At 54.5% G+C, this 13,339-nt stretch carries 18 protein-coding genes and 1 pseudogene; 12 read left to right on the top strand and 7 right to left on the bottom strand.

Annotated features, from left to right (window positions below; genetic code table 11):
- Positions 1-32: 32 nt before the first annotated feature.
- The 8 genes and pseudogenes from AFK66_RS22250 to aqpZ all read left to right on the top strand — a co-directional run bounded on the left by AFK66_RS22250 (position 33) and on the right by aqpZ (position 4,033).
- Entirely contained in the window at positions 33-338 is a 306-nt protein-coding gene (locus AFK66_RS22250; protein WP_144432651.1) for a hypothetical protein, read from the top strand.
- Between the two features lie 10 nt (positions 339-348).
- Positions 349-510 carry a DUF2737 family protein gene (locus tag AFK66_RS21130; protein ID WP_007893381.1) on the top strand — a complete coding sequence of 54 codons (162 nt, stop codon included), beginning with the start codon at positions 349-351 and terminating at the stop codon, positions 508-510.
- Entirely contained in the window at positions 507-1,034 is a 528-nt protein-coding gene (locus AFK66_RS05040) for a hypothetical protein (protein WP_007776945.1), read from the top strand. Before AFK66_RS21130 ends, AFK66_RS05040 begins: the two co-directional genes overlap by 4 nt.
- Positions 1,035-1,092: 58 nt before the next feature.
- Positions 1,093-1,290: pseudogene (locus tag AFK66_RS23220) on the top strand (ead/Ea22-like family protein); the annotation flags it as partial.
- Positions 1,288-1,896: a DUF551 domain-containing protein gene (locus AFK66_RS23180; protein ID WP_369832658.1), complete on the top strand. Its 609-nt coding sequence runs from the start codon at positions 1,288-1,290 to the stop codon at positions 1,894-1,896. The pseudogene AFK66_RS23220 and the gene AFK66_RS23180, both read left to right, overlap by 3 nt.
- Positions 1,897-2,239: 343 nt before the next feature.
- Positions 2,240-2,587: a hypothetical protein gene (locus AFK66_RS05025; protein WP_032968335.1), complete on the top strand. Its 348-nt coding sequence runs from the start codon at positions 2,240-2,242 to the stop codon at positions 2,585-2,587.
- 31 nt (positions 2,588-2,618) lie between these two features.
- Positions 2,619-2,816: a helix-turn-helix transcriptional regulator gene (locus AFK66_RS05020; protein ID WP_007776948.1), complete on the top strand. Its 198-nt coding sequence runs from the start codon at positions 2,619-2,621 to the stop codon at positions 2,814-2,816.
- Positions 2,817-3,337: 521 nt separating this feature from the next.
- The gene (aqpZ, locus tag AFK66_RS05015) at positions 3,338-4,033 is read left to right on the top strand and encodes an aquaporin Z (RefSeq protein ID WP_007776950.1); all 696 of its coding nucleotides are present in this window, start codon (positions 3,338-3,340) and stop codon (positions 4,031-4,033) included.
- Positions 4,034-4,154: 121 nt separating this feature from the next.
- Here the strand turns inward: aqpZ and AFK66_RS05010 are convergent, their stop codons facing one another.
- Positions 4,155-4,514 carry a putative T6SS immunity periplasmic lipoprotein gene (locus AFK66_RS05010; RefSeq protein ID WP_007776951.1) on the bottom strand — a complete coding sequence of 120 codons (360 nt, stop codon included), beginning with the start codon at positions 4,512-4,514 and terminating at the stop codon, positions 4,155-4,157.
- Between the two features lie 3 nt (positions 4,515-4,517).
- A complete protein-coding gene (locus tag AFK66_RS22905) occupies positions 4,518-5,066 on the bottom strand; it encodes a hypothetical protein (RefSeq protein WP_032968957.1) in 549 nt (182 codons plus the stop codon).
- A 393-nt stretch (positions 5,067-5,459) separates the two neighbouring features.
- On the opposite strand from AFK66_RS22905, the gene AFK66_RS22900 reads away from it, so the two are divergent.
- A complete protein-coding gene (locus AFK66_RS22900; protein WP_312663026.1) occupies positions 5,460-5,621 on the top strand; it encodes a DUF943 family protein in 162 nt (53 codons plus the stop codon).
- 206 nt (positions 5,622-5,827) lie between these two features.
- Here AFK66_RS22900 and AFK66_RS04995 read toward each other — a convergent pair whose 3' ends face one another.
- The 3 genes from AFK66_RS04995 to budA are packed head-to-tail and all read right to left on the bottom strand — an operon-like array spanning position 5,828 to position 9,099.
- Positions 5,828-6,598 carry a (S)-acetoin forming diacetyl reductase gene (locus tag AFK66_RS04995; RefSeq protein ID WP_007700187.1) on the bottom strand — a complete coding sequence of 257 codons (771 nt, stop codon included), beginning with the start codon at positions 6,596-6,598 and terminating at the stop codon, positions 5,828-5,830.
- 20 nt (positions 6,599-6,618) lie between these two features.
- Entirely contained in the window at positions 6,619-8,298 is a 1,680-nt protein-coding gene (alsS, locus tag AFK66_RS04990; protein WP_023898257.1) for an acetolactate synthase AlsS, read from the bottom strand.
- 21 nt (positions 8,299-8,319) lie between these two features.
- Entirely contained in the window at positions 8,320-9,099 is a 780-nt protein-coding gene (gene budA, locus AFK66_RS04985; RefSeq protein ID WP_032968336.1) for an acetolactate decarboxylase, read from the bottom strand.
- A 106-nt stretch (positions 9,100-9,205) separates the two neighbouring features.
- Here budA and AFK66_RS04980 point away from each other — a divergent pair, with 106 nt between their 5' ends.
- Both AFK66_RS04980 and AFK66_RS04975 read left to right on the top strand, forming a co-directional pair.
- Positions 9,206-10,078: a LysR family transcriptional regulator gene (locus AFK66_RS04980; RefSeq protein ID WP_032968337.1), complete on the top strand. Its 873-nt coding sequence runs from the start codon at positions 9,206-9,208 to the stop codon at positions 10,076-10,078.
- 93 nt (positions 10,079-10,171) lie between these two features.
- Positions 10,172-11,140 carry a magnesium and cobalt transport protein CorA gene (locus tag AFK66_RS04975; RefSeq protein ID WP_007776967.1) on the top strand — a complete coding sequence of 323 codons (969 nt, stop codon included), beginning with the start codon at positions 10,172-10,174 and terminating at the stop codon, positions 11,138-11,140.
- Here AFK66_RS04975 and AFK66_RS04970 read toward each other — a convergent pair.
- Entirely contained in the window at positions 11,118-11,474 is a 357-nt protein-coding gene (locus AFK66_RS04970; protein WP_007776971.1) for a cupin domain-containing protein, read from the bottom strand. The two genes, AFK66_RS04975 and AFK66_RS04970, sit on opposite strands and share 23 nt — an antisense overlap.
- Before the next feature lie 356 nt (positions 11,475-11,830).
- Here AFK66_RS04970 and ypdK point away from each other — a divergent pair, with 356 nt between their 5' ends.
- The gene (ypdK, locus tag AFK66_RS23215) at positions 11,831-11,887 is read left to right on the top strand and encodes a membrane protein YpdK (protein WP_097566156.1); all 57 of its coding nucleotides are present in this window, start codon (positions 11,831-11,833) and stop codon (positions 11,885-11,887) included.
- 46 nt (positions 11,888-11,933) lie between these two features.
- Here the strand turns inward: ypdK and alaC are convergent, their stop codons facing one another.
- The gene (gene alaC / locus AFK66_RS04965; RefSeq protein ID WP_004388535.1) at positions 11,934-13,175 is read right to left on the bottom strand and encodes an alanine transaminase; all 1,242 of its coding nucleotides are present in this window, start codon (positions 13,173-13,175) and stop codon (positions 11,934-11,936) included.
- Between the last annotated feature and the right edge of the window lie 164 nt (positions 13,176-13,339).

Genomic DNA, 13,339 nt, shown 5'->3' with positions numbered 1-13,339 from the left:
ACCTTCTGATTTAACCCAATAAGGCCAACCAAATGTCAACACCTCTTCCCGGGGCGGGATACGCACGCCCACCAAAACGCTCCGGCACCAAAGAAGAGGTGCTGGCGCGCATCAAAGCACACCTGCAAGAGACGCTGGGAAAGTCGTACGAAACTGAGAGCAAGGAAGCTCGCATGACCCGGCAGGCTGATGCGCTGGCCGACCGATTGCTGTGGGACAAAAACAGCTCCGCGTCATGCCGACCCGGATTCGTCACTACAGGCCCGCGCCGCCCTGAAGAAACAGATAACCGTATGCGCCGCTTCCTTGGTCGCTACGGGCACGTTCGTAACGATTAAGGAGTTAACCATGTCCAGAGACCAGGCAAATTATTTAACCGTAACCGTCGGCGGTAAGTCTGACCGCAAACACACTCCGATGCCGAGCCGCGAAGAGCTTATGAAACGCAACAGCTTCGGCTCTGTGAATAACAACAAATACCTCAACCGCTGGCTGGGAGCGAAGAAATGAACAACGACGAATTAATCGCAGCCGGCCATGAGCTGGCGAAGTGCCTCGACAGCAATACGCCGCTGCTGGATATCGCGAAGATGATTGTCCGACTGGCGGATAAGCTCGACGTTACCACTCTGGCGCTGCGCGAAAAGACGAAGCAGTGCGAAGAGTTGGCGGCGGAGAATGCGGGGCTGAAGGCTGCGTTTGACAAGCCTCAAGCCTATCTATCCTGGCACGCTATTCCACCAACATGGGAAGACCCTCTCCCATGTGGTGAATATCTTGATGTTCATAACGAGGCAGGATACAAAAATTCCGATGGAACTGATTGCTGGCCGGTATATGCCAAGCCAGAAATCGAAACCCCGGCCACTGACGCATTCCTGAGCGAAGTGCGGGCCAGCGCTGTTGATGCTGTTTGCCTGAAAATTAGCAATTCAATCGTAAGTTGCCGTCAAGACGAAATGATAGGACTTGATGAGGCAGTAAATATTGCCAGCGATTTCGCAGTCGAGCTGCGTCAAGGCGGTGCCGCATGAACACAGCAAAACTGAAAGCGGCGGCGGGCATCAATCTTGAGACAGGGGGTGAGGCGTGAGCGAAAAAAGCCAAGAGAGGCTGATTCAGATTGTGGCCGCGGCAGAAAAACTGGTTCGCTGCAAAGGCCGCTATCACAGCGAGCAAAACTACCGCGCGCTGGCCGCGTTGTTTGGAGTGACCACTCCCGACCTACCACCGCTGGAAAGTGATTTGATGCGGGAGCGGGCGGAGCCTGTTTATCAGGTGCAGGCCATGGACTGGCACGACGTTGAAAAATACCTCTACGATGAAGCGCTAGATCGCGGTATCAGATGCCGAGTGCTCTACACCGCACCGCCCGCGACGGTTGTGCCGAAAATCGACCGTAAAGCAATTTGCAACAAAGCCCACTGGCTGTGCGCGCGTTCGCCAGGCGCAACGTTCTACAACGCTGCCGAGTTCGCGTTAGACGAAGTGATGGAGCTGCTCGCGCCGCCTGCGCCGGTTGTGCCTGAGGGCCTGCGAATAGCTTTAAGTAATGCTGGCATCGCAGCGCCGGAGTCTGATGAGATGCTGTGGGCTTCACAGCAAGACTATATCCAGATGTTGGTTACATGGGTGAAAGACAGGAAGCCCTTCAAGCCCGCGTCGGTTGTTGCTGAACCTGTAAGCCAGCCTTACAAGTTGCCGGAGGGCTGGATAGCTTGCAGCGAGCAGATGCCGGAAAATGGAGGTCTTTACTTGTGCTATGTACAGGACGAATACGAGTTCGACATCAGCTATTTCTGCTTTGAGTATCTCGCTGCGCATAAGAAGTTTGATAGCGCTGGACTCAACATAACCCACTGGATGCCTCTACCGGCAGCTCCGGGCAAGAATTGACAGCCCGCCCACCTCAATTTACTGTATATAAATACAGTTATTTTGGGGTGCGTCATGAGCAAAGACTAGGACTATCTGATTATCTACAGAGGCGAGGTGCATCATCGCATCACGCCAGGTAGATGGGTGCTCATTCAGCGCGCAAAGGAATACGGCGGCGGTTGGTGGCTTGGGAAAGCGTACGATGATGTTTTTATGCTGGAGTTCGAGAAGCCATGCTCGATGACCGTAGCGTCGGAGTACATCATGTCGCACAGACGGATGAGCACATTCCCGCCGTGGGACGATGTATTTGAGTTAACACAGTGACCCGCCGAGCGCGGGTTTTTTATTGGAGAAATTTATGTCTGATTTGGCAATGAAGGTTCTGGAGTGGCAGGCAAAGGGTCGCGTTGGAATAAGCAGTGCGACGATGGCATCAATTGCACTTGGCCTGGAAAAGAACTTTTATCATGGTCGTTTCGATGCTCCATCCGACCCGGCAGACCTGCACAGATGCATGCTTCTGGTTGAGGATATCCCTGAGATTAAAGATAGCTTTTCCGCAATAGCGAAGAAGGTTAAGAGTTTTTCTCCAATTCTGCGCGAATGGGATCGGCTGACAGGGCTGCTAAAGGAGGAGTTAAAGCGACCAGACGGACGCGCGCCAGAAACTTATGCGCTCATGCAAGAACTACTCAAGGCCGCCTGATGGCGGCTTTTTTACGCCTGGAGATAATGATATGAGAGAACTGCGCGACGACACGCTCATTGACCTGAAATTCATCATGGCTGATACTGGTTTCGGCAAAACCTTCATCTATGACAGAATCAAAGACGGCACCCTGCCAAAACCTCAGAAAATTCACGGCCGGTCACGTTGGCTATATCGTGACCATCAGGCATTCAAAAACAAACTCATCTCCCGCCACAATGGGTAAAACCCTGGGTAAATTATTTACCAACATAAAAAATATCTATATGGCGCAACCCCTTAGACGGTATGTTAGACGTCTGCAGGGGACGCCATACAGGCATTACCTGACTTTTCCCGTCCTCTTCACTCCCCATAAAAAATGCGGCTCTCGCTAACTTAACGTTACTGAGCGTTATCTGACATCTATTAACTTCGCCAACTTTTGTGGGCATATTGTGGGCATAGTCAGAAAGAGATGTAATATTATGCCCATATAATCACCAGTCAGTAGTAAAAGGCCGAGAAAGCCACTGGAGAATCAGGATTTTTAATTTCTCAAAACATATTACACATTAAAACAACAATACACTCACAGATTATTAATTCGAAATCATTTTACTCACACAAATAATCAATTATGCACAGTTCATAATATTTAATTTCTGATTAATACTTTCGACCGATTCCGTTCTCAATTTTAAACGCTATGATATTCCGCCGCTAAATAAATACGTAGCGGTCATAGTGTAAATAAGGACAAATAATATGTTGAGAAAAAGTGCGGCTGAATTTTTCGGCACATTCTGGCTGGTATTTGGTGGTTGCGGGAGCGCGGTGCTTGCTGCGGCGTATCCTGAACTGGGCATTGGTTTTACAGGGGTTGCGCTGGCGTTTGGTCTGACCGTCCTGACCATGGCGTATGCCGTAGGGCATATTTCCGGCGGTCATTTTAATCCGGCCGTCACGCTGGGTTTATGGGCAGGTGGACGTATTACCTTTCAGGATGTGATTCCTTACATCATTTCCCAGGTCATCGGCGGTATTGCCGCGGCGGGCGTGCTGTATGCCATTGCCAGCGGTAAACCGGGCTTTGACGCTGTTGCAAGCGGTTTTGCCGCCAACGGCTATGGCGAACACTCGCCGGATGGTTACAGCCTTTCGGCAGCTATCCTGACTGAACTGGTGCTGACGGCGTTCTTCCTGCTGATTATCCACGGCGTCACGGATAAAAACGCACCGGCGAAATTTGCGCCGCTGGCGATTGGCCTCGCCCTGACGCTGATTCATCTCATCAGCATTCCTGTCACCAACACGTCGGTGAACCCAGCGCGAAGCACCGCTGTCGCTATTTTCCAGGGCAGCTGGGCTTTACAACAACTGTGGGTTTTCTGGCTCGTACCGATTGTGGGCGGCGTAGTGGGCGGTCTGATTTATCGCTTCCTGTTGCAGGGCAAAGACTGATTACTGTCATTTGCTGCGGGCAAATCGGTATTATTGAGCGCCCGGTATAAACGCTACGCGTCTTTATTTAAAAGCCCCGACAGGGGCTTTTTATTGTTCGGGAATCTTTGCTGTGGTGAATTTATGGCGTCGAAAAGGTTACTTCAATAATGCGTTCTCGTTCATCACGCGGATTATCCACGCTGTAATACGCCACATACGTATTGCCGCTTTCGAAATGATAACCAAGCGTCGGCAGACACTCGCCCTGCTGCGGATACAGCGCATCTTCACGCACGATTTTTTGAAAACTGTCACCCGCGCTGCTGTGATTAGCGATTTCAATGAATGAGAGACGATCGCCAGGCTTAACCACATAAGTGATGCAGGGCGTATTGCCGTTCATTTCTACATGACCCGGCTGGATATCCGGTAAACGATCCCCTGGCCCTGCGCAGCCTGCCAGCAGTACTAATGAAAATTTCAGGAGATGTTCTTTCATCTGTCAGCCTCGTCCGGTGGCAATTTTCTGGTAAAGACGGGGAATATCGGCAAGCCGGTCTTTACCTCTGTACCTGCCCTGTTTTCCTTCGACCTGGAAAGCCAACCAGGTTTGCATACCATAAACAAGAAGTAACCAGTAGTCAGCAATAATCGAAGCCTGCTGCTCAAGTGAATAATCGATAAGCGTACTTTTATCAAGCTGATAGTAATAATTGGCGGCCCAACTGAACAATCCCCGGGTTCGTACCGATTGTCCATGTTGATGTTGCCAGACATGGCCAAGTTCATGGATAAAGACATGCCTCGACTGAATTAACACATTGCTGGCAGAAAAATCAGGCTTATAGCCCTCCTTCCTGAACCACAACTCTCCATTGGGTGCCATTGCAACGCCTTTACTTTGTAAGCCAAACGGAAAATAGCTGTCACAATGTATCCAGACACGGCTATACACAATGCTATTACCAAACACGCGTCGGGCCATCGCTATTTCGCCCAGCGTCATCAGCCGGAGGGTTCCCTCCCTGATGTCGAAATTACTATTTCTCATTTTCATAAATCCTTTTACGTAAAGATGGAACATGCTTGCATAATCGAATAACTTCAACATCCATCTTAGAATCCAGAAGTCAATCACTGAAAACAAGCGCAACGGTATAAATATATTCCGATTTGAATACAGTTAGTGCCTGCACAGCATAACGAACATTAAAAACATACCGCATAATTAAAGTCCGGAAATAAAATAAATGTAACCACTATTACGCTGAAGGATCGTTGAAAAGAAATTAAAGGCAGTGATTATTATAAATCTCACAGTCATACTGGCTACCGTCTTGTATTCCATGCAGGGTAACGAGAAAGTTGACGTTGTGGACGTGCATCGCGACGATTTTGCGCCTGTGATAGTGGTTAAAAACTTCCCCTCATCGCCTGAAGAAAAATCACATGGTGGGTTAAGCAAAGGTCGAATCTTCTGGCTCGCTATTCGCTGAAAAATAAATCTGTTGCGATTTTCAGAAACTATTATACTTACGATTTCGGCAAAGGTTATCAGACGCTGGGTCAAGAAGATCGTCTCTGCTCACCAAAATCAAAGCCCTGATAATTGCCTCGATAAACACATCCTGATGATTGTCCGTGAACACAAAGATGGTCATACGCAGTTCGATATTAATAATGAAACCTGGCAAACAGACAGCCACGATACCATCGAAAAACACCACTAATAAACCTGCCTGTATCGCCATAAAAAAACCCACCGCAGTAACGGTGGGCTTTCGGCATGTCCGAAAAGATAGATGATAAGAATTAACTGAATACCATACCGCCGTCGATCAGCAGTGACTGACCGGTCATGTAGTCGGAATCCGGGCCTGCCAGGAACGAGACGCAGGCGGCGACATCTTCCGGCTCGGAGAGGCGGCCAAGCGTGATGCGTTTGGCGAACTCTTCAGTGCCGTAGCCGAGCGGTTTGCCGGCGGCTTCGGAGATCTGACGGTCGATTTCCGCCCACATCGGGGTTTTCACAATGCCAGGGCAAAAGCCGTTGACGGTGATGCCGAGCGGCGCTAAATCGCGCGCGGCGGTCTGGGTCAGGCCGCGCACCGCGAATTTACTGGAGCTGTAAACCGCCAGTTCCGGGTTGCCGACGTGTCCCGCCTGCGAACAGGCGTTGATGATTTTCCCGCCGTGGCCTTCGGCTTTGAACGCTTCAATCGCCGCCTGCATGCCCCAGATAACGCCTTTAACGTTAATGTTATAGACCCTGTCGATCACCTCTTCGGTGATGGTTTCAATCGGCGTTGACGGCGCGATGCCGGCGTTGTTGACGATAACATCGAAGCCGCCGAGCGCTTTACGGGTCTGCTCTACTGCGGCGAACACCTGGTCGCGTTTCGAGACATCCACGGTCACCGCCACGGCGCTGCCGCCCTGCTCGTTAATTTCCTGCGCCACGGCATTGGCCGTTTCAGCGTTGTAATCGGCAATCGCGACCGCAAAACCGTCTTTGACCAGTCGAAGGGCGATGGCTTTACCAATCCCCTGCCCTGCGCCGGTCACCAGTGCTACTTTTTTCATAATCCGTTCCTTTTGGTAAGTCAGAGAATCTGGCTGAGATGGAGCTGGCCCATCAGCAGCGGGTTATCGCTGTAGTCCACCGGAATGGCGACCACCGCCGGCCCGTCGACATCCATCGCGGCGCGCAGCGTCGGCTCCAGCGCCTCGGCGCTTTCCACTGCGAACCCGGCCGCGCCGAACGCTTCGGCGTAAACTTTGAAATCCACCGGCCCGAAGCTAACCCCTGAAAGCCGCTGGTATTTTTTCTCTTCCTGAATCGCTACCATGTTGTAAGCGTTATCCACCCAGATGATGTGCAATACGTTGGCTTTGAGGCGCACCGCGGTTTCCAGCTCCATGCTCGATTGCAGGAAACCGCCGTCGCCGGAAACAGAAACCACTTTGCGCGACGGATCCACCAGCCATGCGCCGATGGCCCACGGCAGCGCCACGCCCATGGTCTGCTGACCGTTGGAAATCATTACCTGGCGGGCGCGGAAGCTGTAGAGATAGCGGGCGATCCAGATATGGAAACTGCCCATATCTACGGTCAGCGTCACGTCGTTGTTAATGATGTCCTGCATGGCGCGCACGATACGCAGCGGATGCAGGGCGAACTGGTTTAACTGCGCGCCCCGGCGCGCCAGCAGCTCGCGCTGGTTCTGACGGTCAACGAGAATTTCAGACGCGCGATCGCTTAACACCAGCGGCTGTTCGATGCGCCCGGCCAGTTTCTCCAGCGTGCCCGCGATATCCCCCACCAGCTCGATTTCCGGCGCGTAGTGGCTCTCTTCATACGCCGGTAGCACGTCGATATGCACCAGCGTCGCGTTGCCGCGGTTCCACATGGCGGGTTCATATTCCACCGGGCTGTAGCCGATACAGATAATGAGATCCGCCAGATGCAGCAGCCGGTCGCCCGCCTGGTTGTTGAAAAGCCCGACGCGGCCCGCAAAGCGCGTGAAATGCTCCTGATTGACCGCGCCCGCCGCCTGGTAAGTGCTGGTGACGGGAATATGGCTTTTCTCCAGCAGACGGTGCAGCGCGCGGCTGTTCTCCGGCTGGCTCGCCATCAGGCCCAGCAGGATGACCGGGTTTTTGGCGTTGCGAATCAGCCCGGCGACGTGGTCGATACACGCATCCGGCGCTGGCCCCAGCTTCGGCGCGTTGCCCGCAGGCAGAATATTGCCCTGCGCCGGTTGATCGACGATATCCTGCGGCAGGCTGACAAAGGCGCTGCCCGGTCTGCCGTGTTCCGCCACGCGAAAGGCGTTGGAAACCACTTCCGCGATAGCGTCCGACGACGAGACTTCAACCGAATATTTAGTGACCGGGCTGAACATCGCCACGGTATCCATACTCTGGTGCACCAGGCGCGCTTTATCCGCGCGCTTCACCGCCCCGCCGAGCGCGACTACCGGGTCGCCTTCGCTGTTGGCAGTCGCCATGCCGGTGATGAGATTGCTGCACCCCGGCCCGGAGGTGACCAGCGCCACCCCGGCTTTGCCGGTGATACGCCCGACGGCAGCAGCCATAAACGCCGCGTTCGCCTCGTGGCGCACCGGAATAATCTGGATAGTGGAATCCAGCAGAGAGTCGAAAACTTTATCGATTTTCGCGCCGGGAATGCCGAAGACCTGTTTTACGCCCTGGGCCTCAAGCTGGCCGACCACCATGTCGGCGCCGTGCGCCCACTGGCGCATCCGGTTTTCGTTATCCATGATATTTCCCCTTTCTGACTGTTAGTTTTCAACCGAACGGATAGCCGCATCAAGATTGTCGGGATGCAGATTGGCGTTGAGGAACGCCGGGTCCGACGGCAGATCGATCATCAGCTTGTGGATCTCCCCGAAAGTGAGAACACCATGCTCTAACTGGTAGTCGAGCAGGTGTCCGCCGCCCTGACGATCGTCGGTAATGAAATGTTCGTGGTAGCCCGCGACGTTAATGCCCTGCATATGCTGCGGCGTGCGGAATCCGACTAACACGCCGTCGCGGCCGTCGAAGCGGAATACCGGCTGGTCGTCCAGCACGTCGGTCATCGCGCGGTACGGCGGCGTCTGGCGCGGTACGGTGCGGGTGTGGGCATGGCGGAAGTGGCCGTCGATGCGCAGCGCGCAGAAAACGTTATCGGACGGCACCTGGCGGTCGATCACATCATGGATCTGCTGGCGGCTCATCGGCCGGTCGAAGCGCTGGCGGTAGTGCGGTTTAAACCAGGTCATTACCGCGAACGGCGTTTTCTGGTCAGGCTGCGCTTCGCGGGCGCTGCCGTCGGCGCGCAGCTGGTGAACTTCATGGCTGAAGGCGATAAGTTCGCCGTCCAGCTCGTTAAAGGTGCCAAGGCCAAAATCGCCTTTGGTCAGGAGATCAGCAATGGTGGTATTTCCTTCGTAAACCCCACTGAGCAATGCGCTCATCATGGATGTTTGATATATCACACATTCTGTATCTTTATCCCGCAGCGCCCGCACGGTTTCCAGCAAGCTTTCCTCGCAAGAACAATCGGTTGCATGGCTCATCGCACTGATCCTCACTCATATTTCGTAAGAAAGATTAATCAAATGTTGACGCGATTCAGCGCAGGGTTCCAATATAGAAAGCATCCCGGTTTGAGTCGTATTTGATATGGAACTTCGATATTTGCGTTATTTCGTGGCGGTAGCCCAGACGCGACACTTCACCCGTGCCGCTGAATTGCTGGGTATTTCTCAGCCGCCGCTCAGCCAGCAGATCCAGCGCCTTGAGCGCGAAGTGGGCACGCCGCTGCTGCGTCGCCTGACGCGCGGCGTGGAGCTTACCGAGGCCGGCGAAGCCTTTTATCAGGACGCGTGCCAGATACTGGCGCTCAGCGACGCGGCGCTGGAGAAAACCCGCGGCATCGCGCGCGGCGTCAACGGCACGCTCTCGGTCGGTATCAGCAGTTCTAATGCTTTTCATCCCCGTATTTTCTCCCTGCTGCATGAATTTCAGCACCGCTATCCGGCGATTACGCTGCTGCAACAGGAGGCGAATATGGCCTCGCTGATGCACGACTTGCAGGAAGGATTGCTGGACGCCGCGTTTGTCCGCCTGCCGTGCGAGAGCAGCAAGGCGTTTAACCTGCGCCTGATTGACGTGGAGCCGATGGTGGCCGCGCTGCACCGCAGCCATCCTCTGAGCGAGCGTGATGAAGTGGCGCTGAGCGAACTGGTCGGCACGCCGCTGGTTCTCTTCCCGCACGAGGTGGCGCCTGGGCTGTATGAACTGGTGTTTAACGCCTGCCTGCGCGCGGGGCTTGCGCCTGCCGACAGCCAGCAGGCGTCGCAGCTCTCCTCCTCACTCAGCATGGTGGCGGCCGGGTTTGGTTTCGCGCTGGTGCCGGTGTCGATGCAGTGCATCGGGCACCCGGAGGTGACGTTTCACCGGTTAAGCGATCAGACGCTGAAAACCGATATCGCGCTGGCCTGGCGTAAGTTTGAGCGCTCGCCGTCGGTGCGCCGCCTGGTGGAGATGTTCTGAGCGCCAGAATCGCCTGAATTCACGCGAAAAAGAGGAAGACGGCACGCGCGGTGTTTATAGTTACCCGATAAGCGTACCGCCAGGGATGAGAAAATGATTGTTAACAGTATGGTGTACCGGCGCGACAAAAAGCCGGAAGTGATTAACCTCGAAGATATCAGCGAAGCGATTGAAGATCCTGACGCCTTTATCTGGCTGGGGTTGTGGCAGCCCGACGCGCCGTTTATGCATATCATTCAGCAGGAGTTCGGCCTGCACGAACTCGCCATCGAAGATGCGCTCACCGCCCATCAGCGCCCGAAAATCGAACAGTATGGCGAATCGCTGTTTATGGTGGTGAAAACCGCGTGGATGAATCGCCAGGAGCAGATTGAATTTGGCGAAACTCACCTGTTCATCGGCAAAAACTTTCTGATAACGCTGCGCCACGGTGCCTCTGAAAGCTATGCGCCCATTCGCGCGCGCGCCGAGGAAAAGCCTGACATGCTGGCCATCGGGCCGGGGTACGCGCTCTACTGCCTGCTCGATTTTATCGTCGATAACTATCTTGAAATCACCTCGTCGCTGACCAGCCGCATCGGCGAGATGGAAAACACGATGTTCCGCACCGAGTTCGACAAGCAAGCCGTGCAGCAGGTCTATACGCTGCGCCGTCAGCTGCTGGCTATCCGTAACGCCGCGCTGCCGGTGGATGAAATCTGCAACCAATTGATTCGCCTGCATGAAGATATCGTGCCGAAAACGCTACGCCCTTACCTGCGCGACGTTCAGGATCACGCGCATCACGTGGTGATGGATGCCGAAGATATGCGTGAAATGCTGACCAGCGCCATGCATGTGAACCTGGCGCTGGTGACCGTGCAGCAAAACGAGGTGGTGAAAAAGCTCGCAGGCTGGGGGGCGATTCTGGTAGTGCCGACGGTCATCTTCAGCATGTACGGCATGAACTTTGAAAACATGCCGGAGATACGCTCGGCGTTCGGCTATCCGGTGACCATCGGCGGCACCATTGCCGTCTGTTATTTGCTTTACTGGAAGCTTAAGCGTTCGGGCTGGTTGTAAGATCCACCCGGTCGCCCCGCGTGGTCGGCTGGGAGATAACCAGAAATTCCACCGCCTCCTGCCCGTCGTTACGCGCCTGGTGCGGCGCCAGCGGCGGAATTTCTATCGCCTCGCCAGCGGTGAGCGTCACGCGCTCGCCGTTCAGCGCCATCGTCAGTTGCCCACTTAGCACAAAAAAGCACTGGCGCGCCTGCTCGTGATAGTGGCGCTGTTCCGCCCGCCCGACGGGCATCCGCTCATGAATAACGCTAAGATTTTGGTTTTTGACCAGATGCCAGCCGTCGCAGTCACCGCCCCACAGATAATGTTCCGCATTTGCCTTGCTGATTTTCATACATGCTCCTGTTTTTACCCCTTCCAGAGTGGCCGTTAGCGAAGCCGCTGGCAAGCACCAGGAATCGGGAATTACGCACCGTAATTAATTTCTTTTTAATTGTTTTTTAAGGAAAAAGCAGGATGAAAAAATTTCTTTCAACGAGCCCGCGCGTCGCTTGTCACCTCTGAAATAAAGGATTACATTAGCGCTCGCTGACGTCATTTGACGCGCATGATTTTAGAGAGCGGCAGCCGGTTTGAGGAATAGTCCCAAAATGATTCGGCTGCAGCGTCAACTTTGTATACTGTGACCTTGCGTATTGATTCAGGCGTGTTTTAAGACATGCGGAGCGATGTAACGTGAAATATTTCTTTATGGGCGTCTCGGTGATTTTACTGTTGTGGGCCGGCACGTTTGCCCTGATGATTTAGTAAAATACCTGAGTAAAAAAAACAGGAGCCAGTGGCTCCTGTTTTTTTATTCGGCGTCCTGCGCCGCGGCGCTCTTCGCGCTTGCCGGCAACAGCCCGTCGGCGCGGAACATCGCTTTAATGCCGCGCACCGCCTGGCGAATGCGATCGCGGTTTTCAATCAGCGCGAAACGCACGTGGGTGTCGCCGTAGTCGCCAAAACCAATCCCCGGCGACACGCAGACTTTCGCGTCCTGCAGCAGCTTTTTGGCAAATTCCAGCGAACCCATCGCCGCGTAAGGCTCCGGGATTTTCGCCCAGACATACATCGACGCTTTCGGGCATTCCACCATCCAGCCCGCCTCGTGCAGCCCTTTTACCAGCACGTCGCGGCGGCGTTTATACTGCTCCGCGATATCGCGCACGCACTGCTGATCGCCTTCCAGCGCGGCGATGGCCGCCACCTGAAGCGGCGTAAAGGTGCCGTAGTCGTGATAGCTTTTGATGCGCGCCAGCGCGCTGACCAGCTCCTGGTTGCCCACCATAAAGCCGATGCGCCAGCCCGCCATGTTGTAGCTTTTGGAGAGCGTAAAGAACTCCACGGCGACATCGCGCGCGCCCGGCACCTGCATGATAGACGGCGCTTTCCAGCCGTCGTAGACGATATCCGCGTAAGCCAGATCGTGCACCACCAGCACGTCATAGCGCTTCGCCAGCGCCACGACTTTCTCGAAAAACTCCAGCTCCACGCACTGCGCCGTCGGGTTTGACGGGAAGCCTAAAATCATCATTTTCGGCTTCGGATAGCTTTCGCGGATAGCGCGCTCCAGCTCGTTGAAGAAATCCACGCCCTCCACCAGCGGCACCGAACGCACCTGCGCCCCGGCGATCACCGCGCCGTAGATGTGGATCGGGTAGCTTGGGTTCGGCACCAGCACCGTGTCGCCGTGATCGAGCGTAGCGAGCATCAGGTGCGCCAGCCCCTCTTTCGACCCGATAGTGACGATAGCTTCGGTTTCCGGGTCGATCTCCACCTCGTAACGTTCCTGATACCAGCGCGAAATGGCGCGGCGCAGGCGCGGAATGCCGCGCGAGGTGGAGTAGCCATGCGTATCCGGCCGCTGGGCCACGGTGCAGAGTTTTTCGACGATATGCGGCGGCGTGGGGCCGTCCGGGTTGCCCATGCTGAAATCGATAATATCTTCGCCGCGCCGACGCGCAGCCATTTTCAGCTCAGCAGTGATGTTAAAAACGTAAGGGGGAAGGCGTTCGATACGCGAAAAACGGCGTTTGGGACTGAAGTCAGCCATAGGTTCCTCGATGTGACGTAAGCGCCCGGACCGTCCGAGCGACGCTGCCGCTGATGCGGCTCTAAGAACATAGCCTGGAAAATTTTCTGCTGTCGAGAGGCAATCGCAAAAATAATTTACGGAACAAAAAACGGGAACTTTCATTTGAAAGTTAACCCTGTTTT

The sequence above is a fragment of the Cronobacter malonaticus LMG 23826 genome, assembly GCF_001277215.2.
In the GTDB taxonomy this organism is placed as follows: Bacteria; Pseudomonadota; Gammaproteobacteria; order Enterobacterales; family Enterobacteriaceae; genus Cronobacter; species Cronobacter malonaticus.
Note: the sequence above shows the minus strand (reverse complement) of the source record. Positions and strands in the feature narration are given on the sequence as shown.